14 protein-coding genes and 3 tRNA genes are annotated in these 20,080 nt (G+C 60.3%); 3 read left to right on the forward strand and 14 right to left on the reverse strand.

Annotation, left to right across the window (positions count from 1 at the left end; all coding sequences use genetic code 11):
• The first annotated feature begins 106 nt into the window (after positions 1 to 106).
• A complete protein-coding gene (locus tag LG31_RS0115520) occupies positions 107 to 3,514 on the forward strand; it encodes an ATP-binding protein (RefSeq protein WP_050513475.1) in 3,408 nt (1,135 codons plus the stop codon).
• A gap of 9 nt (positions 3,515 to 3,523) precedes the next feature.
• Here the strand turns inward: LG31_RS0115520 and LG31_RS0115525 are convergent, their stop codons facing one another.
• The 5 genes from LG31_RS0115525 to astB all read right to left on the reverse strand — a co-directional run bounded on the left by LG31_RS0115525 (position 3,524) and on the right by astB (position 5,868).
• The gene (locus tag LG31_RS0115525; protein WP_033115348.1) at positions 3,524 to 3,808 is read right to left on the reverse strand and encodes a hypothetical protein; all 285 of its coding nucleotides are present in this window, start codon (positions 3,806 to 3,808) and stop codon (positions 3,524 to 3,526) included.
• A gap of 137 nt (positions 3,809 to 3,945) precedes the next feature.
• A tRNA-Tyr gene (locus LG31_RS0115530) sits at positions 3,946 to 4,030 on the reverse strand.
• 31 nt (positions 4,031 to 4,061) lie between these two features.
• A tRNA-Tyr gene (locus tag LG31_RS0115535) sits at positions 4,062 to 4,146 on the reverse strand.
• 39 nt (positions 4,147 to 4,185) lie between these two features.
• Positions 4,186 to 4,270, reverse strand: a tRNA-Tyr gene (locus LG31_RS0115540).
• 260 nt (positions 4,271 to 4,530) lie between these two features.
• Entirely contained in the window at positions 4,531 to 5,868 is a 1,338-nt protein-coding gene (gene astB, locus LG31_RS0115545) for an N-succinylarginine dihydrolase (RefSeq protein ID WP_033115349.1), read from the reverse strand.
• 344 nt (positions 5,869 to 6,212) lie between these two features.
• On the opposite strand from astB, the gene topA reads away from it, so the two are divergent.
• Positions 6,213 to 8,834 carry a type I DNA topoisomerase gene (topA, locus tag LG31_RS0115550; RefSeq protein WP_033115350.1) on the forward strand — a complete coding sequence of 874 codons (2,622 nt, stop codon included), beginning with the start codon at positions 6,213 to 6,215 and terminating at the stop codon, positions 8,832 to 8,834.
• Between the two features lie 97 nt (positions 8,835 to 8,931).
• Positions 8,932 to 9,096, forward strand: coding sequence for a hypothetical protein (locus tag LG31_RS21455; RefSeq protein ID WP_165791285.1), 165 nt, complete (start codon positions 8,932 to 8,934; stop codon positions 9,094 to 9,096).
• Positions 9,097 to 9,136: 40 nt separating this feature from the next.
• Here LG31_RS21455 and LG31_RS0115555 read toward each other — a convergent pair whose 3' ends face one another.
• The 9 genes from LG31_RS0115555 to LG31_RS0115595 form a co-directional block, all read right to left on the reverse strand.
• The gene (locus tag LG31_RS0115555) at positions 9,137 to 9,481 is read right to left on the reverse strand and encodes an MGMT family protein (RefSeq protein ID WP_033115361.1); all 345 of its coding nucleotides are present in this window, start codon (positions 9,479 to 9,481) and stop codon (positions 9,137 to 9,139) included.
• Between the two features lie 156 nt (positions 9,482 to 9,637).
• On the reverse strand, positions 9,638 to 11,503 hold the full coding sequence (locus LG31_RS0115560; RefSeq protein WP_033115351.1) for a beta-N-acetylhexosaminidase: 1,866 nt from the start codon (positions 11,501 to 11,503) through the stop codon (positions 9,638 to 9,640).
• Positions 11,488 to 12,360, reverse strand: coding sequence for a glucosamine kinase nucleotide-binding domain-containing protein (locus LG31_RS0115565; protein ID WP_033115352.1), 873 nt, complete (start codon positions 12,358 to 12,360; stop codon positions 11,488 to 11,490). The genes LG31_RS0115560 and LG31_RS0115565 overlap by 16 nt, the downstream gene beginning before the upstream one ends.
• Positions 12,353 to 14,086 (reverse strand): glycoside hydrolase family 9 protein, encoded by a 1,734-nt coding sequence (locus LG31_RS0115570; RefSeq protein ID WP_033115353.1) that lies wholly within the window; start codon positions 14,084 to 14,086, stop codon positions 12,353 to 12,355. Before LG31_RS0115570 ends, LG31_RS0115565 begins: the two co-directional genes overlap by 8 nt.
• A 114-nt stretch (positions 14,087 to 14,200) precedes the next feature.
• Positions 14,201 to 15,193, reverse strand: a complete 993-nt coding sequence (locus LG31_RS0115575) for an ABC transporter ATP-binding protein (protein WP_033115354.1) — start codon at positions 15,191 to 15,193, stop codon at positions 14,201 to 14,203.
• Positions 15,194 to 15,204: 11 nt separating this feature from the next.
• Complete coding sequence (locus LG31_RS0115580) at positions 15,205 to 16,224, reverse strand: ABC transporter ATP-binding protein (protein WP_033115355.1); 1,020 nt, start codon at positions 16,222 to 16,224, stop codon at positions 15,205 to 15,207.
• Positions 16,221 to 17,141, reverse strand: a complete 921-nt coding sequence (locus LG31_RS0115585) for an ABC transporter permease (protein WP_033115356.1) — start codon at positions 17,139 to 17,141, stop codon at positions 16,221 to 16,223. Before LG31_RS0115585 ends, LG31_RS0115580 begins: the two co-directional genes overlap by 4 nt.
• 1 nt (position 17,142) lies before the next feature.
• On the reverse strand, positions 17,143 to 18,126 hold the full coding sequence (locus LG31_RS0115590; RefSeq protein WP_033115357.1) for an ABC transporter permease: 984 nt from the start codon (positions 18,124 to 18,126) through the stop codon (positions 17,143 to 17,145).
• Between the two features lie 119 nt (positions 18,127 to 18,245).
• Positions 18,246 to 19,931, reverse strand: coding sequence for an ABC transporter substrate-binding protein (locus LG31_RS0115595; RefSeq protein WP_033115358.1), 1,686 nt, complete (start codon positions 19,929 to 19,931; stop codon positions 18,246 to 18,248).
• Positions 19,932 to 20,080 lie beyond the last annotated feature (149 nt).

A 20,080-nucleotide genomic window follows, 5' to 3' on the forward strand; every position in this document is an offset into this window, starting at 1 on the left:
AAACAGCGAATAATATTCAGGCTATCAAACCTAGCATTTCTATACTACCGTGCGCACCCATTTTTTTCATGGCCTCCTCTTGTTGGGGAAATATATTTGAATCGTTATGCGTATATGCCATTCAATCATGCCGATAATCAAGCGGTTCATAATTATTGTCACTCTATTTCTCTTGACTCCATATGTTATTTCCGCCGATACCATTGCTATTCCCACTGTAGAGGTAGGGATATTGGCGGGTGGATGGGGTCCTTTTCAGCAGTGGGACGGCAAGGTCGCCTCCGGATTCAGCGTTGAATTGATGGAACAATTGGCCAAAAAGCTGGACTACCGGATTGCCTGGCAGGTTTACCCTGACTGGGAAGCCATGTATACCGATGCCTGCCGTGGCAAGCTGGATATCCTGCTTGATGCTTTTAACACTGAGGTGCGCCAGTGCGTCACCTATAGCCTGCCTTACTACACCTCGCCGACTGTGGTGGTGGTGCGCCAAGACAGCGCCCTGTTTCGGGATGTGAGCCGGTTGCAGTCCGCGAGCATTGCCATCGAAAAAGGCTTTCTGACCGAGAAGCTGGTCAAGCTGCATTATCCCAATGTCACACCGCGGCTCTTTGTCGATACTCGCCGTGCATTGCAGGCGGTTGAACAAGGTCGGGCAGATGCCTATATCGGCAACCTCCACGTGGCCAATCTGTTTATCGAACGTCACCCGGCGTTGGCGGTAGTTGCCCAGTCTCCCTTGTTGATGGAAACCCTGCACCTTGGCATTGCCAGCCAGAAACACACTCTTGCCATCCGGCTGGATACCGCTATTCAGGCGCTGACGGTCGAGGCGCGCAGTGAACTGGAGAAACTCTGGCTGGGGGAGAGTCTGGAGCCCAATTTTATGGGGCACAGCCATTTCTTGCTGCGTCCTGATGAGCGTGGCTGGCTCTCGATGCTGCCACCGCTAAAGCTGGGGTTGATCCCCGGCTGGGTGCCCTTCTCCTATCACGATGAGGAGGGCAATTCGGTCGGCTTGATAGCAGATTATCTGAACGTGTTGCAAGAGAAGTTGGGGTTGGCATATAGCGGTGTGCCGGTACGGCGCTGGCCCGAGCTGCAACAACTGCTGCTGCATCACGATGTGGATCTGGCGGTATTGCCAGCACGGATCATCGAGCGGTTGGTGGGGTGGCATGCCAGCGAGCCCTTTGCATCATTCCCGATGGTGCTGGTGACGGCACGTGGCAGCCTCCCTATCGGAGATCTCTCCGATCTGGCCGGCAAAGAGCTGCTGCTGACCGATAGCATGCTGATCCCCGAGCTAAGGGCGCTGGTGCCCGACCTTAAACTGACCACAACCCGTGATGCCAGCGATGGGCTCGCCCGTGTCGCTGCGGGGCAAGGGGATGCCTATATCGGCAATCTGGTGGTGGTCTCCCGTCTTATCACCGAGCTGTTTGATGACAGACTCCATATCGCCGCTCCCACCCCCTTCAAGGATGAACTGGCTGTGGCGGTACGTGAGCCATACGCGCCCTTGTTGCCTTTGGTGAACCGGGTGCTGGCCAGCATGAGCGACAAGGAGCAGCGCCAGATCCGCAACAGCTGGTTGGCGCTCAATTACAGCGAAGGGATCCCCAGAGCGAAACTGGTGCGCACCCTGCTGCCGGTCGGGCTGGCCGTCAGCTTGTTTATCCTGACGCTGCTGGTCGCTTACTGGCGCTTGCGGCAAGAGATCATTCGGCGGCATCAGGTGGAGCTGGCATTGGCCAGCGCCAAGGTGCGGGCCGAGTCTGCTGCCACCATAAAGGGTGAATTTCTGGCCACCATGAGCCACGAGATCCGTACCCCGATGAACGGCATCGTCGGTATGGCGGAGCAGCTCTCGCTGACCGGGTTGAGCGAAGATCAGCGCCAGATGGTGGAGATCATCAACCGTGGGGCACAGGGGCTGCATGCGCTGATCGACAACGTGCTCGACTACGCCAAGCTGGAGGCGGGCAAGATGGTGCTCGACGAAGTGCCGTTCCTGATGCGGGAGCTGATCGACAGCGTGCTGACCATGACCGTCAGCGAGGTACAGCGCAAGGGGCTGCGAGTCTATCTGCTGGCGGATAAGGAAGTGGCAGCCCGCTTTCATGGCGATGTGCTGCGGCTGCGTCAGGTCCTCTTCAACTTTGTCAGCAATGCCATCAAGTTTACCGAGCGCGGTTTTATCGAGCTTTCCCTTGCCCTATTGCAGGAGGAAGAGGGCAGGCAGCGGCTGCAGTTCGGGGTACGAGATAGCGGGATCGGCATGAGTGACGAGGCGCAAAGCCGGATCTTCAACGCCTTTGAGCAGGCGGAGAGCTCGACTACCCGCAGTTACGGCGGCAGTGGGCTGGGGCTCAGCATCTGTCACACCCTTGCCGGATTGATGCAGGGAGAGATTGGACTGCAGAGCTCACCTGGCCTTGGCACCTTTATCACGCTGACCGTGACTCTGCCGGTTGTGACCCACTCCGAGCCAGACCCGCACCTCGCTGGGATGCGCGCTGTCATCGAGTTGCGTGATGAGAAGCTGCGTCACACCCTGTTGTTGCACCTCGGTGCGCTGGGGGTGAGCTGCACCGGGCAAGCGGGTGGGGCGGATCTGCACTTTAGCGACAGCGAACAGGCTCCCAGCGATGCTATCAGGTTGGTAGAGCTGAATTCGCCCATGGGTTATCGGCGCGAAGCGGGGCGCTATCTGCTCAACAGCAATCCCCTGACCTGGAATGCGGTACGCGAGGTGTGCTATCGCCAGCTGGGATTGGCCGATGTCCTGTTGCCGACCCCGCTGTGTGAGCAGGCTGAAGCCGGCGAGCTGCTGCCCTACCGGATCCTGCTGGTGGAGGATAACCCGCTAAACCAGTCGTTGGTGATGCGCCAGCTTGGCCAACTTGGCTTGCATTGTGATCTGGCCGGGCAGGGTGAGCTGGCGCTGGAAATGGTGGTTCGTACTCCTTACGACCTGGTGCTGTGCGACTGCCAGATGCCGGTGATGGACGGCTACGAGTTCACCCGCAAGGTGCGCGAGCAGGAGGAGCAGGATGAGCGGTTGCTGATCATTGCCATGACCGCCAACGTGTTGCCGGAACAGCGCGAACGCTGCTTTGCCGCCGGTATGGACGATCTGCTCGGCAAGCCGGTACTGCTGGCTGGATTGCGCCAGATGTTGCAGAAGTGGCATATCCTCCCCTCCGAGCGGCTACTCGACCTCGCTGTGGTGAGCTCGCTGTTTGGCGCAGGTGAGCCGTTGCGACAGGCGTTGCAGCAGTGTCGTGACGAACTGGAGCGTGGACTTGGCATGCGTCCGCAAGAAGATATCGCCTTGGCCGAGTGGGTGCACCGTCAGGCGGGTACGCTCGCCATGATGATCCCGGAGGTAGCTGAGCAGGGCTGGCGGCTGGAGGAGCGGATCCGTCAACAAGGGGCCGCAGCGTGTGGCGATGAACTGGCGCGGTTTTGTGCACTGTTGCAGCAGCTGGTCGATGAGCTGGCGGTGTGAGTCGGTAATCTAGTGGATTGCCGCAAGCGCCATCTCGAAGCGCTGCTCGCGAATGGTGCGGGGCATGGCGCCATTGGTTGCACCAGCCAGCCACTCCCAGTCAAGCCTGGGGCTGCCCGCTTTGAAGCGCTGATAGGGAATACCCAGCTTCACTGTCACGAAGAGCGTCGTGGGCAGGCCCAGCTTGTTGCTGTAGCGAACCATCAGGTCGCCCTGATAGCCCTCCATGCGCTTTTTCAGCGCTTGCAGCGTGAGCCCGGTGGCATGGCCATGTTCGTCCCAGATCTCAAACATGATGTGAATACTCTGACAAAGGTGGTGATAAAGTGAACAGGATGGGTTGCAAATGCAACTGTCAGATCTGACAAGGGGAGAGACCGTATGGGCCAGAAAAGCGAAAACCCGGCGCTGGGCCGGGTTTTCTTGAATGATGGTGGAGGGAGAAGGATTCGAACCTTCGAAGGCAGAGCCGTCAGATTTACAGTCTGATCCCTTTGGCCGCTCGGGAACCCCTCCACAGGGGCCTTGCATATTGTGTTCAGGAAGATGGTGGAGGGAGAAGGATTCGAACCTTCGAAGGCAGAGCCGTCAGATTTACAGTCTGATCCCTTTGGCCGCTCGGGAACCCCTCCACGGGGTACTTCCTGATTGTCACTACTTTTGCACTTGAATGGTGGAGGGAGAAGGATTCGAACCTTCGAAGGCAGAGCCGTCAGATTTACAGTCTGATCCCTTTGGCCGCTCGGGAACCCCTCCCCAAGTGCGAGGCGCATACTAACAGATCTTCGCTCTTTGTGAACCCCTTGAAGCGTTTCTGGCAGCAAAAAATGACTGTTCGTCGATTTTTTGATACATCGTGCTCAAAATTCAGACTTATCAGCAAGTTGTGCGCTGCTTTTCTATGCAGTCCCGTTGCCTGCTCTGGTCGAAAAATTCAGAATTCGTTGAGGGACAGACAAAAAGACCGCCGGATGTGGCGGTCTGTTGCTGAATTGATCTTGTGCCAAACGCGATGATCAGCGCTGGAACGGGTAAATGGATCCCAGTTTCAGGATCTGGGTCAGTTCGTCCAGTGCACTGCGAGACTCCTGCACCAGGGTCGGATCACGCAAGTCATCCAGGGTCAGGCGGTCGCGATAGTGGCGATCGACCCAGCCATCGAGGCGGGCGAACTGACTGTCGTTGATAAGGCAGGACTGATTGACCGCCGCGAGTTCGGCATCGTTCATGGCGACCCGCAGCCGCAGGCAGGCGGGGCCGCCGCCATTACGCATGCTCTGCTTCACGTCCATGTAGTGAACGGCCTTGATCGGCGTGTTCATGGTCAGCAGCTTGTTCAGGTACGCCGATACCGCCGGATTGTCGCGGCATTCGGTAGGGGCGATGATCGCCATCTCGCCATTGGGCAGGGTGAGGATCTGGGTGTTGAACAGATAGGATTTCACCGCATCCAGCACCGATACCTCGGCGGTCGGCACCTCGATAAAGTGCAGCTCCCCTTCGCCAAACTTGGTCTGCACCTCGGCCAGCGCCTGTGCGGTGTTGAGAAATGCCTGCTGGTGGAAGAAGAGCACGTTCTGGTTACCCACCGCGATCACGTCGTTGTGGAATACCCCCTGATCGATCACCTCCGGATTTTGCTGGATAAAGACCACGCTCTCCTCATCAAGACCATGCAGGCGGGCGATGGCCTGACTCGCTTCCAGAGTCTGGCGGGCCGGATAGCGCTTTGGTACCGGGCGGGAGAGATCAAAGGCGCTGCGACCATAGACGAACAGCTCGACTCCCGCTTCGCCATAGGCACGGCAGAGCCGGGTGTGGTTGGCCGCCCCCTCATCGCCGAAGTGATCGTTCTCAGGCAGGTGAAGGTGGTGGCTGAAGTGGCGTTCGTTATTGAACACGGCACGCAGGATACGACCGGTGACATCCGGCTCGAGGGAGCGGTGAAATTTGTTGGTCAGGTTGGCGGGGGTGAAGTGAATGCGTCCATCCTGAGTATCGGCACTCGGGGAGACGGTGGCAGCGTTGGCGGTCCACATACTGGAGGCCGAGTAGCAGGCCGCCAGTACGGCAGGTGCCTGTTTGGCGGCCTGCTCCAGCACCCGGGCATCGCTGCCGGTAAAGCCGAGGCGGCGCAGGGTTGCAAGGTCAGGGCGCTCTTGTGGCGCCAGCACTCCCTGGGTCATGCCGAGCTCGGTCAGCGCCTTCATCTTGCGCAGCCCCTGCTTGGCTGCCTCTTTCGGGTTGGAGGCTTCCTGGGCGTTGTTCTGGGAGGCGACGTTGCCGTAGGAGAGACCGGCGTAGTTGTGGGTCGGGCCGACCAGTCCGTCGAAATTGACCTCGAAGTGCTTCATTGAGTACATCCTTTCGATTTTTATGATGGGTAGCGGATTCCTTCCGCGCACAATGCGTCGGGGTGGAGCCATTATAAAGAGATTTTATGTTTTTGTAACAAGCCGGTAACCAGCAGACGTTTTTATGTCGTTTCCGATATAAAAAGAGGGGCCGTATGGCAGAAAAATGAAAAAGCGGTTGCACCCGACGCTGACCCTTCGCATTAATAAATAAAGAAGCAGCGCGGTAGGGGCTGGTCAGGCAAATTGAGTCACAAGATTGCTTTTTCCCGCCAAATCTCTTATACAGCCCCACAAAACCGCACACCAACCCCGTCGGGTGCAATGAGGATAATAGTTACAGCATGGGCAAATCACTGGTCATAGTGGAGTCTCCGGCCAAGGCCAAGACCATCAACAAATATCTGGGCAAGGACTACGTGGTGAAATCCAGCGTGGGTCATGTTCGCGATCTGCCCACCAGCGGCAGCGGCAGCACAGAGCCCAAGAAACCCGTCATTCGCGGCATAAAGTTGAGCGAAACCGAAAAGGCAGCCAAGGAGCGCAAAGCTCTGTTTGCCCGGATGGGGATCAACCCGACCGCGGGCTGGCAGGCCAACTACCAGATTTTGCCCGGCAAGGAGAAGGTGGTCAGCGAGTTGCAGAGTCTGGCCGAAAAGGCTGACACCATCTATCTCGCAACTGACTTGGATAGAGAAGGGGAAGCGATCGCCTGGCACCTGCGCGAGATCATCGGTGGCGACGAGAGCCGCTACAAACGTGTGGTGTTCAACGAGATCACCAAAACCGCCATCAAGGAGGCGTTTGCCCAGCCCTCCGAGCTCAACATTGACCGCGTCAATGCCCAGCAGGCTCGTCGTTTCCTCGACCGCGTCGTAGGCTACATGGTCTCTCCGCTGCTGTGGAAAAAGCTGGCTCGCGGCCTCTCTGCAGGTCGGGTACAGTCCGTCGCGGTGCGTCTGATCGTCGATAAAGAGCGCGAAATCAAGGCGTTCGTGCCGGTCGAGTTCTGGGATCTCAACGCCGACCTGCTGACCGCCGAGAAGAGCGAGCTGCGGATGGAGGTGGTCAGCCGCAACGGCGCTGACTTCAAGCCGGTAACCCAGGCCGAGACCTTCGCCGCCGTCGCAGCCTTGGAAGGGGTCGACTACAAGGTCGTTAACCGGGAAGACAAGCCGACTGGCTCCAAGCCGTCTGCCCCCTTCATCACTTCAACCCTGCAGCAGGCAGCCTCTACCCGGCTGAGCTTCGGGGTCAAGAAGACCATGATGATGGCCCAGCGTCTCTATGAAGCGGGTTACATCACCTATATGCGTACCGACTCGACCAACCTCAGCAAAGAGGCGGTCGAGGCGGTGCGGGAATATATCGGCGAGCAGTATGGCGCCGCCTACCTGCCGGCCGAGCCTAACCTCTACGGTGCCAAGGCCAATGCCCAGGAAGCGCACGAGGCGATCCGCCCATCCAGCGTGTTGGTGACTGCCGAGATGCTGGAAGGGATGGAGCCGGATGCCATGCGTCTCTACGACCTTATCTGGTGTCAGTTTGTCGCCTGCCAGATGACGCCAGCTCAGTACGACTCCTCCACCCTGACCGTCAAGGCAGGTGAGTTCGAGCTCAAGGCCCGTGGTCGTACCCTGCGTTTTGCCGGTTGGACCAAGGCGCTGCCGCCGATGGGTCGCAAGGGTGAAGATACCCAGCTGCCGGCGGTAACTGTCGGCGAGGTTCTGAAACTGCTCAAGCTGGATCCGCGCCAGCACTTCACCAAGCCGCCCGCACGCTTTACTGAAGCGGCGCTGGTGCGCGAGCTGGAAAAACGCGGCATTGGCCGTCCCTCTACCTACGCCTCCATCATCTCCACTATCGTCGATCGCGGCTATGTGCGAGTCGATAGCCGTCGTTTCTTCGCCGAGAAGATGGGCGAGATCGTCACCGACCGTCTGGTCGAGAACTTCGTCGAGCTGATGAACTACGAGTTCACCGCCAAGATGGAAGACAAGCTCGATGGCATTGCCGAAGGGAGCCTCGAGTGGAAGAAGGTGCTGGATGCCTTCTACGCCGAGTTTACCCATGAGCTGGAGAAAGCGGACAAGGCGCCGGAAGAGGGCGGCATGCGTGCCAACCAGATGGTGCTGACCGATATCGATTGCCCTGATTGCGGTCGCAAGATGGGTATCCGTACCGCCACCACCGGTGTCTTCCTTGGCTGCTCCGGTTATGCCCTGCCGCCGAAAGAGCGCTGCAAGAAGACCATCAACCTGGTCTCTGCCGACGAATTCGTCTCCGCCACTGATGGCGAAGAGGCGGAAACCGAGGCGCTGCGTGCCAAGCATCGCTGTGGCGTGTGCGGCACCGCGATGGATGCCTACATCATCGACGACAGCCGCAAGCTGCACGTCTGTGGTCGCAACCCCGATTGCGATGGCTATGAAATTGAAAAAGGCCAGTTCAAGCTCAAGGGCTACGAAGGGCCGAGCATCGAGTGTGACCGCTGCGGCAGCGAGATGCAGCTCAAAAACGGCCGTTTCGGCAAGTACATGGGCTGCACCAACGAGACCTGCAAGAACACCCGCAAGATCCTGAAAAACGGTGACATCGCGCCGCCGAAAGAGGATCCTGTACCGCTGCCTGAGCTCAAGTGCACCCAGTCCGATGCCCACTTCGTTCTGCGTGACGGGGCTGCCGGTCTGTTCCTGGCTGCCAGCAACTTCCCCAAATCGCGCGAGACCCGCGCGCCGCTGGTGGAGGAGCTCAAGCGCTTCAAGGATCGCATCTCGGCCAAGCACAAGTATCTGGCGGGGGCCCCGCTCACCGACCCGGATGGCAACCCGGCCATCGTGCGCTTCAGTCGCAAGACCAAGGAGCAGTACGTGATGACCGAGGTCAACGGCAAGGCGACCGGCTGGACCGCTCACTACGATAACGGCACCTGGCAAGAGAGTTTGCCAAAGGCGAAGAAAGCCTGATGAGAAAGAGGCCCCGACAAGGGGCCTCTTTGCTTGTTGAGCAGCATATACTGAGTACCAGCTGCAAGGAGTGCAGTGTTGTAACAGGGAGGTGGTGATGGAGATACACGAGATCCGGCCGGGCATGAGCTGCATGACCCGTGAAGGGGCGGCCTATGTGTTGGAAGTGGACCGGCAGAGCTTGCTGGTGCTGTTGCAGCGCGAAGATGAAACCATTCCGGTGCAGGTTCGCAGCGACGAGATCCTGGCACCGCTGGAGTAAGCGTCAGGCCAACAATCACCACTTCAGGTGAAGAACAACATTAAAACGGCAGTAAAAACAGCAGCTCGGCCAGGTCGGGCTGCCACTGCCAATCCCGCATTCTGACTCGCCCGCCAATCACGGCAACCCCCTCCTCCTGCAACAAGCCGACCTGGGTGGCAAATCCCTCTGACCCTTTGGGCAACGAAATGGTACCGGCAGCGCCCAGCACCCGATGCCAGGGCAGCATCTTGTTGGTCTCCCGCAGTACCTTGCCTACCAGCCTTGCCCGCCCGGGCAGACCCGCCAGATCGGCTACCTGACCGTAGCTGGCTACCTTGCCTGCAGGAATCAGCGCGATGATCGCCTCGATTCTGGCCACTTTTTCATGGGAGGGGTGATACATGGAGAGTCTGCTGTTGCCGTTGAGTGGATGGGTCATTGTGGCTTCTCGGCGGGGCCGGGAGCAAGGCGTGGGAGAGGTTGGAACATCTGATATCAGGGGATGGTGGGGGCCTAAATGAAAAAAGGCGGCCTGAGGGCCGCCAAAGTAAAGACAACATTACCTCTGTGGCATCCGGTAGCGCACCTGCAGTTGGTCGAGGATCTGCAGCTGGCCGGGCAGCCGGGCGGCGAAGTGCTCCCACCCCTTGCGGGCAGGAGTGCTCCAGGCCACCTCGGCCGTGGCCAGCATGCGCGGGAACAACATGTAGTCGAGACGATCGCGCGAGATGATCAATTCTGACCACAAGGGGCTCAGCACCCCGAGGATGTTATCGCTGGCATGGAAATCGGCTGGGGCAGGGTCGCACGAGTAGATCTGCTCCAGATTGAGGGTTCCCGCCCAGTAGAGGCCGGGTTCGTGAATATCGGCGCTCCAGGCGAGATCCAGATAGAGGAACTGGGCGGGCGCCATCACCACCGGATAACCGGCCGCGGCAGCGTCCAGCCCCGCCTGAAAGCTGGTCCAGGCGCAGATTGCCGCTTTGCGGCTCACCTTGTCGCCATGCAGGATCTCCTCCCAGCCAATCATCTGTTTACCCCTAGCGGCCAGATAGCGCTGGCAGTGGCGCAGCAGATGGCCCTGCAGTTCGCGGCAGTCGGCGTATCCCTGCTCAATCATCAGCTGCTGGCAGGCGGGGCTATCGGTCCAGACACCGCTCGGGACTTCATCTCCCCCCATATGGATCTGGGAGCCGGGGAAGAGCTCGCATACCTCGTCCAGCACCGCTTCCAGAAAACGGTAGGTGCCGGGGAGGGCGGGGTTGAGCACGTTGTCGTCAAAGTGCTGCACCGAGCGGTAGCGGGAGCGATCAGCCTCCTCCACCAGCAGTTCCGGCAGCGCCTTGATGGCGGCGTGGCAATGACCAGGGATGTCGATTTCGGGGATGATGGTAATGCCAAGCCCTTCGGCATAGGCCATCAGCTCGCGCACCTCGCTCTGGGTGTAGTAGCCACCGTAGGGGTTGGGGCCGCCGCTCAGTTGCGGATCTATGGCCAGGTCATGGCCGCGCCAGGCACCCACGGTGGTAAGCTCGGGGAAGGCGTTGATCTCGAGGCGCCACCCCTCGTCATCGGTCAGATGCCAGTGGAAGCGGTTGAACTTGTAGAGGCTCATCAGCTTGAGCAGCCGCTTGATGGTCGCCGTGCTGTGAAAGTGGCGGGCGCAGTCGAGAAAAATGGCGCGAAAGCCAAAGCGGGGAGTGTCCTCCAGCGTCAGACAGGGGAGGCTCTCCCCGTGCTGCAGATACCACTGGGCCAGCGTGACCAGAGCGTGACGCCAGCCACTCTCGCCCGCAGCGGCGATCACTATCTCCTCTTCGGTGATGGTGAGCCGGTAAGCTTCGGGGGCCAGAGCTGTCTCAACCAGTCTGATCTCTGCGTCATGATCCTGCTCCAGTGTCAGCGATGTGAGCTCGTTGAAATGGCCAAGCAAGCCGCTGATATCGCGGACGGCGCTCACATGGGCCCGCTCTGCGAGGCGAAAATATCCCTCCTGCAGCACCAGATGAGCTGGCTGCGGCACTATGCCGGGCTGCGGTTCGACGTCCGGCAGGTCTGGTTTGCGGGCGGGGGGGGTCTCCAGCCCCAGCTCCTCTGCGGCCAGGGTCACCGGCAGCAGCTGGGGGACAGTGGTGGCTTCGGGCAGGCTCAGGAAGAAGCCCTGCGGCATGTCGGAGAGCTTCTTGATGGGGGTCTGGCGGCAGCAAAACTGGATCTCGTTGCTGCCAGCCTGCGGTATCAGCACCTTGTAGCTGCCGCTCTGGCGCTCAAGCTCGCCTCCTTGCAGCGATTCCGGGTCGATATGGCGTGCCAGACAGAAGTGCAGCTTCCACGCCTCCGCCGGCAGATTGAACAGGGTGAAGGCAAACCAGACATCCTCGCCGTCACGTCGGGTGACCCGGGAGTGGATCAGGGGTGTAGACATGGATAATCCTCTGATTGGGCAAACAGGATGGCTCCATCGAGCGCATCGCTTCTGGGGGCCACAAGGTTCAGCTCGCCAAGGCGTGGAGCCAGGCGGGTGCCGATACCGCCCAGCAGGGCGATCTCGGCGGCACCCAGCGACTTCATTCCCTCCAGCAGGGTGGTGAGCTGGGCGCAGGTCTCATCCAGTAGCTGGTTGGCGAGCTCGTCGCCATCGCTGGCCGCATCGAACACCCAGGGGGCGAAGCGGCCGTAGTCGGCGGGAATGGCGCGAGCAGCCCAGCGCACTACTTCGGCCTGATCCCGTTTGAAGTGGTCGAGCAAACGAATGGCCAGCGTGCTGGGTGGGAGGATGCCATCGTGGCAGAGCAGGGATTGCTGGATGGCGCGTAATCCCAGCCAGGCGCCGCTGCCGAGATCCGAAATCGGGAAGCCCCGCCCGGAGCAGGTGCGGATCTGGTGATTCTGATAAACCAGCCCGACCGAACCGGTGCCGGCGATCAGGATGGCTCCCTCCCGGCCACCAAAGGCGCCGAGGCAGGCGCCGAAGGCATCGGAGGTGAGCTTGACGCTGGCAAAGGGGAAGGGCATCTCGAGCAGGGCGTGATAGCAGTCGGCCAGCTCGGCGGAGGCGAGCGCCAGCCCGACCCCCATCTGTTGTTCGCACTCTATGCCGAGTCCGGCCGTAAGGCGGGCGCTGGCGATGGCGGCCAGCACATTGGCGTGAGCGTGAGGGATCCCCAGTTCCAGATTGGATCCGGCAGCGCGCCCTTCGCCGAGCAGCTTGCCGGCCTGATCCCGAATGCGGGCGCGGGTGTGGGTGCCCCCGCCATCGACCCCGACCCAGTACTCAATCATGGTGACCTCCCTGATCATTTCGATCTCTCAGGGCGTTTTGCCAGCTGATGGCCAGGGCAAACCAGGCGGCGTGGGGGATCCACTGCTCGCCCCAGCGCCAGTTCTGATCCAGTCGCTCTTTGTACTCCTGCGGGATAAAAGCCACCTCATTCTCGTCATCAAACCCTGAGGTGATGCCGTTGCAGATGCCCCCCTGCGCATTGGGATAACCGGCGGTATAGGCGGGGTTGTTGATGCCGTGGCCCGCCAGCATGCAGGCGTTGAAGGGGTTTTGCCCCAAGATCCAGTCGAGCTGGTGCTGACCGAAAGTGCGCAGCAACCTGCTCTGCTGGGGCAGTTGTGCTGCGGCGGCAAACGCCATGGCGGCCAGCGAGGCCAGGCGGGCGTTCTCCCCCTGCCACCAGTAACCGGACTCGTTGTTGTGGGGCATAAAGAAGCTGACGCGTTGCGCTTCATCCACCCCTTTCACATATTGGCGGGCGAGGGAGAAGGGGTTGCCCGCCCGGGCGCACAGCGCCAGCTCGGCGGCCAGTGCCTGCTCCACCACGGTTTGTACCCGGGCCTTGTATTCCTGATCCGGCTCTACACCTAAATATTCCAGCAGCGCCAGCACCGGCAGACCCGCCTCGGCGGCGTGGTAGTAGGGGCGCGAGCCATCTTCATTGGCTGACCAGTAGTGACCCAGCTCCGGATGGGGGCGCTGACGGGCGCAGAGCTTGCTGGCGCGGACTCTCGCCTCGGCCAGCCACTCGGAGCCGAAGGTGCGGGTCAGCTCCACTGCCGCCAGCAGGGCGCAGTAGTCGTCGATGATGTTTTCGACCCCGTCGTCCAGATAGGCGAGGTTGTGCTCGCACAGGTGCTGGTAGCCGCGTCTGGCTGCCTCGGCGTAGCGGCTGGCATCGAAGTCGCCGCTGACGCTCTCGCGGGCGGCGCGGGCCAGCGCGGCGATGGCCATGCCGCCCCCTTGCCGGAAACCGGCTTGCCAGTTGGCGGATTTGATCCCCTGCTGGGTAGCGTAGGCGCACAGCTCGCGCTGGGCGGGGTCCTTGCTCCACTTGTCGAACAGGGTCATGTAGAAGAAGCCCGACTCATCCTGCATCCGGCAGAGGAAATCGGCGCCGTGTAGCGCCTCGTCATTGAGCCGCTTGCAGAGGTTCACTCCGTCGATATCGCGGTGCTGGGCCAGCAGTTCCCGGCACTTGAGCAGGGCCCACACCACCATGGGGGTCTGCTGGGGGTTGAGGTAGTTGGCGTAGGAGAGGTGGCTCAGGTACTTGCTCATGTCGCCGCTGGCATCGAACCAGCCGCCGTGCACATCTTTGTGCTGGTCGGTGCCAAACAGGCGGGCGTTGCGGTCGGCCCGATCGAAGATACCGCTGGCGCGCTGTCCCTTGAAGTAGTGAATAACGTCCGAGAGGCAGCGGCTGGCCAACAGATCCTGGCCGATGGCAAAGCGGGTGGAGCGGACTATGCCTTGGGCAGTGATCGCCTCCAGCCGATAGTGGCCGGGCTCCTTGAAGGCGGAGAAGTCGGCACGCCAGTAAGCGCGGCCCTGCCAGCCGGGGACGCTGCCAGCAGCTTGCAGCGGAGTTTCAAACAGGATCTGGCCATCATCAAGGCGTTGCAGCCTGACATAGCCGCCGAGATCAGGGGCGGGGGAGGTTTGCAACAGGGCGACCTTGTGTCCGTCGCACTCGTAGCCCACCTGATTGATCAAGAGTTCCATCAAGGTATTACTCCTGTGGTTCACCGCTGGGCGGTGAGGCACATCACGGGGCTGTGGCCGCCCCGTATCGAGGCATGGCCGGACTGTGTTGTCCGGCCGGTATTGGGTTCACCTTCACTCGTAGAGGTAGCAGCGCACGAAGTGGTTGTCGGCAAGCTTGGTGATGGCAGGCAGACTCTCCTTGCAGCGGGGCATCGCCTGATTGCAGCGTCCGGCAAACGGGCAACCGCAGGACTCCGGTGTCCAGAGCGGGATCTCCCCTTTTCGGCCACCCTCCAGCTCGGCGTGGATGCTCTTTTCTGGATCCGGTACCGCCGAGATGAGCAGCTGGGTGTAGGGGTGCTGCGGGTGGTGCAGGATCTCGTCCACCTCGCCCCACTCCACCATGTGACCCACATACATCACCGCCAGATCTTCCGCCACATAGCGGGCGGTGGCGATGTCGTGGGTGATGTAGAGCATGGAGACCCCAAGCTCGTTCTTCATCTGCTCCATCAGGTTGAGGATGCCGATGCGAATGGAGACGTCGAGCATGGAGGTGGGCTCGTCCGCCAGCACCACCTCCGCCTCCACCGCCAGATTGCGGGCGATGTTGACCCGTTGGCGCTGGCCACCGGAGAGCTGGTGGGGGTACTTGGCCGCCGTCGCCTTGGCGGGGGTCAGACCGACCTTCTCCAGCAGGGCGTAGACCATGTCGGGCAGGTCTCTCTTGTCGATCACCTTGCTGTGCAGCAGCAGGGGGCGGGCGATGTGGTGGTAGATGGTGTGGGTCGGGTTGAGCGAACCGAACGGATCTTGCCACACCATCTGTACGCTCTGGCGATAGTCGAGCAGGGCGGTGCCCTTGTTGAACTCCTCCAGATCGTGGCCGCGATAGAGAATGCGCCCGGCACTGAGCTTGTACATCTTGGCGATGATCTTGGCGATGGTGCTCTTGCCGGAGCCCGATTCCCCGACCACCGCCAGGGCGCGGCCCCGGTGCAGGTTGAAGGTGATGTCGGAGAGCGCCCGCATCTTGCCACTCTTGATGGCATTGGAGTTGATGGGGAAGTCCTTGTAGAGGTGCTGGACTTCGATGATGGGTGCATCGGTTTTGGCGATTTGCATGACAGACATCCTTAACAGCCAGCGGCCTTGTCCAGATAGATCAGGTTATCTTGTTGTTCATCCTGCACGTCGTAGAGGTGGCAGGCGGCCTGTTGCCCGGGGCGGATCTCGGCCAATCTGGTGTACTCCTGGCGGCAGCGATCGTGTACCTTGCCGCAGCGGGCCTGAAAGCGGCAGCCGACCGGCACCTCCAGCAGGTTGAGCGGCGTGCCAGGGATCCCCTCCAGCACTTTTTTCGGCCCGTGCAGGGGCGGGAAGGAGTTACCAAGCCCTTTGGTATAGGGGTGCAGCGGCGCGGTCAGGATCGCCTTGGAGGGAGCGACCTCCACCAGTTCACCTGCATACATGATGCCGATGCGATCGCAGAACTCCACCATCAGGGAGAGGTCGTGGGTGATGAACAGAATGGAGAAGTTGAACTTCTCTTTCAGGGCATAGACCTTCTGCAGGATCTCCCGCTGTACCACCACATCGAGCGCCGTGGTTGGCTCATCCATGATGAGCAGCTCGGGGTTGAGCGCCATGGCGATGGCGATCACCAGCCGCTGGCGCATGCCGCCGGAGAACTGGTGCGGATAATCCTTGAGCCGACTCGGGTGGATATCGACGATGGTGAGCAGCTCCTGAGCGCGCTTGATCGCCTCGTAGCGGGTCATGCCGGGGTTGTGGGCCAGCAGCACGTCACAGAACTGCTCCTCCATCCTCAGTACCGGGTTGAGCGCGTTCATGGCGGACTGGAACACCACCGACACCTGTTGCCAACGGTAGGAGCGCAGCCGATCGTCGTTGTAGTGGAGTATGTTTTCCCCCTTGAACAGGATCTCGCCACCGCTGATGTAGGCGGGCGGCTTGTGCAGCCGCGCCACCGAGAAGGCGACGGTGGATTTGCCACAGCCCGACTCGCCGGCGAGACCGAAGATCTCGCCCTGTTTGATATCGAAGCTCACCGAGTTGACGGCGCGCACGTCGCCATTTTCGGTGATGTAGTCGACGCAGAGGTTGCGTACTGACAGCAGGGGATGCTTGTTCATGCTGTCTTCTCCTGTGCTGCAGAGAGCGGTGTTGCGGCCGGTGTGGCAAGTTTCTTCCAGCGGTTGAGCCCTTTGTGGGAACGCAGCTGCGGGTTGGCAATCTCGTCGATGGCGAAGTTGAGCAGGGCCAGGCCAGCGCCCAGAGTGGCGATGGCGAAGCAGGGAGCCAGTATCTCCCACCAGGCGCCGATCAGGATGGCACTGGAGGTCTGGGCGTTGTAGAGCATGATGCCCCAGCTCACCACGGTCGGGTCGCCAAGGCCGAGGAACTCCAGGGTCGCTTCGGTGACGATGGCGTAGATGATGGAGCCGATGAAGCTCACCCCGATGATGGAGATGAGGTTGGGCAGGATCTCCACCAGAATGATGCGCCAGGCCGGCTCACCCAGCACCTCGGCGGCGATGACGAACTCCTTCTCGCGCAGCGCCAGAGTCTGGGCGCGGATGACCCGCGCGCCATAGGCCCACGAGGTCAACCCTATTATCACCGCAATGACCGCCGGCGACGCCTCCCCGATAAAGCTTGCCAGCACCAGTAGCAAGGGAAGGTTGGGGATCACCAGTACCACGTTCATCAGGAAGGTGAGGCTCTCGTCCACCAGACCGCCAAAGTAGCCGGCGGTGATGCCGATGGCGACGGCCAGGGTGCAGACCAGCAGGCCTGCACTGAAGCCCACCAGCAACGAGATACGGGCGCCATTGGTGAACTGGGACCAGATATCGTGGCCCATGCGGGTGGTGCCCATTACGAACTCGGCGCTGGGCGGCTGGTGGGGGCGGGCAACCCGTTTGGTCGGCTCGTTGCTGGCCAGCAGGGGGGCAAACAGCGCCATCAGTACGAAGGTAACGACGATGACGAGGCCGCAGGCTGCCTTCTTGTTGCCCAGCAGGATCTTGAGAATAGTCGGCATACGCATCTTATTTGCCTCCTGTACGCAGACGGGGATCCAGGAAGACGTAGAGCACGTCGGCCAAGAAGTTGAAGCTGAGCATGGTGATGGTCATGATGAGCAGCTGCCCCTGAATGAGTGGGTAGTCGCGGGCCAGAATGCCCTGATAAAGGGTCAGGCCCAGGCCGGGATAGTTGAAGATAACCTCGGTGATGAGAGAGCCACCGATGACGAAACCGAGCGCCATGGAGAGGGCGGTGACGCTCGGCAGAATGGCGTTGCGGGCGCCGTAGTTGAAGATCACCCGGTTGCTGGAGAGCCCCTTGGCTTTGGCCATGGTGATGTAATCCTCGCCCAGCAGGTTGATCATGTTGTTGCGCATGGTGATGAGAAAGCCCCCCACCTGCACCATGGCCAGAGTGCCGACTGGCATGATGGCGTGGGTCAGGATGCTCTTGATGTGCTCCCAGCCCCAGTCCGGCGTGATCTCCGGGCTGTAGGCGTAGCCAATCGGCAGCCATTCAAGACTCACCCCGAACAGGAACAGGGCAAGCAGGGAGACGACTACCGGCGGAATCGCTTGCATCACCAGAGTGAGCGGGGAGAGGATGCTGTCCATCCGGCCGCCGCGATACCAGGCGGCGAAGATGCCGACGATGGATCCAACGGAGAAACTCAGAATGGTGGAGGTGCCCACCAGAAACAGGGTCCAGCCGATGGCGCGACCCAGTACGTCCGAGACCTGCTGTGGATAGAAGCGCACCGAGGTGCCGAGATCCCAGGTGAAGACACTCTTCACATAGGTAAGAAACTGGGTGCCGATGGGGCCGTCGACAAAGCCGAAGGTGGCCTTGAGCGCTTCCAGTGCGGCGGGCTCCATCATGGCGCCAGCGCGGGCAAACATCACGGAAACGGGATCGCCTGGCATGGCTCGGGGTAACAGGAAGTTGATGGTGGCGGCTACCAGAAAGGCAACCAGATAGAAGGAAAAGCGTCTCAGTATGAATCCCATGATGATACCTTTTACTGCAAGTCCGCCCCGCGTCGGGCATGGCTACCCCAACCCCGGCAGATGCGGGCAGAAGGGGGGATCAACGGGGAAGATGGCCCCTCGCAGGGGGCCGGGATTGTTTAGCTGTTTGGCTTGAGTGCCAGGATGTGCAGCAGACGCTCGGGGGTGTCCGGGTGGAGCTGCGGCTTGGCAACCGGGTTGTCAGCGCTGAACCAGCCATGGAAACGCTTGGTGCTGTACTCATACCAGGTCGGGTTGTTGAAGACCGGGATGATGGTCTGGTTGGCACCGACCCGCTCCTGAATCGCGAACATGATGTCCTTCTGCTTGGCTGCATCGGCGGTTTGGGTGAAGTCGTCGATCAGCTTGTCGAGCTCGGGATCCTTGTAACGGGGCGCGGCGAAGCGGTTGCCACGGTCACCCATGTTGCGTGAGTGGAACGCGGTCTCGAAGTACTTGTGCGGGTTGGCACCGGCAAAGTAGCCCTGCAGGGCGACGTCGAAGTCACCGGTGATCAGGTTTTCAGTCCAGACGGTCGCTTCCGGGGTGGCGGTCTTGGCGTTCAGGCCCAGTGCCTGCAGCCCTTCCACGCCGATTTGTACTGTGTTGACCCAGTCGGTCCAGCCGTTCGGTACCAGTACCTTGAACTCGATCTTTTTGCAGCTCGGGGTGTCGAGGAACTTGTCGCCGTCACAGTCCTTGTAGCCTGCCTCTTTCAGCAGTGCCTTGGCCCCTTCCAGATCGTACTTGTTGAACTTGCCGTACTTCTTGTCCACATCCGGGTTGTTCCAGGAGGCGAACGCCTTGCCGAGCCCCGACGGGTATTCGTTGACGGTCGGGTAGCCGTAGCCCGCGATGTCCACCATTGACTGGCGGTCCATCGCCATGGAGAAGGCGCGGCGGAAGTTGACGTCGTTGAAGGCTTCGTGGTTGCCCGGGTTTTTGGTCTGGAAGTTGACGTTGAACGCCACGGTACCGGAGGCCGGGAACCAGTACTTGTTGTTCTTCGGATCGTTGCCGACGTAGAGACGCTCGATATCCGGTACGAAGGAGCCGAACCAGTCGATGTCGCCCTTCATCACAGCAGCCAGCACCTGATCGTTGGTGGCCATCTGCGGCATGCGGATACAGTCGATGGAGAGGTTGGCGTTATCCCAGTAGTGCGGGTTGCGGCACTGGGTGTAGAGCTGGGCGGAGAAGTTCTCCACTTCGGTGAAGGGCCCGGTACCGACCGGTTTGTCGTTGGTAAAGGCAACCGGGTCTTTTACCGACTTCCACTGATGCTCCGGTACGATGGGCACCAGCACCAGATCGTTCACCACGTTGGTGTTGACCTCGGTCAGGTCGAACTTGACCTTGTTCGGGGCCAGCTTCTCGACGCTCTTGATCTGGGTCCAGATTGAGCGCTCATCCAGCGCCTTGTTGGCTTTGACCAGATTGAAGGAGAACAGAATGTCATCAGCGGTAAAGGGCTGACCATCTGACCACTTCACGCCGTCACGCAGATCGAAGGTAACGGATTTCAGGTCTTTGCTGAACTCGTAGTTGGTGGCCAGACGATAGACGGGTTTGCCACCCTGCATATCGTTGAAGATCACCAGCGGTTCATAGATGAAGTGACGGGTAGTGTGCAGCAGGCCTGCTTGCAGGAAGGGGTTGAAGTTCTTGACCCAGGCGGTTTCCTGCTGTGCAACCATGGTCAGCACAGTCTTGTTTTCGGCAGCCATGGCATTGCCGGCAGCACCGGCAAGCATCATGGTTCCCAGCATTACAGCGGTAGAGATTTTGGATACTTTGGCAAGCATATGTTTTCCTTTCTTATTTTTTTGGCATTCCCGAGGGTTCGCCTTGTTTGTGTGAGCACCGGTTTCGCATGCTGATGAGACCGGCCCTCGTTGTTGGTTGGGTGTCTGCACCCTTGTCGTTTTGTTTTCCAACACCCTTAGCAAAACAG

Origin of the sequence: Aeromonas lacus (genome assembly GCF_000764665.1) — a bacterium.
GTDB classification, from domain to species: Bacteria; Pseudomonadota; Gammaproteobacteria; order Enterobacterales; family Aeromonadaceae; genus Aeromonas; species Aeromonas lacus.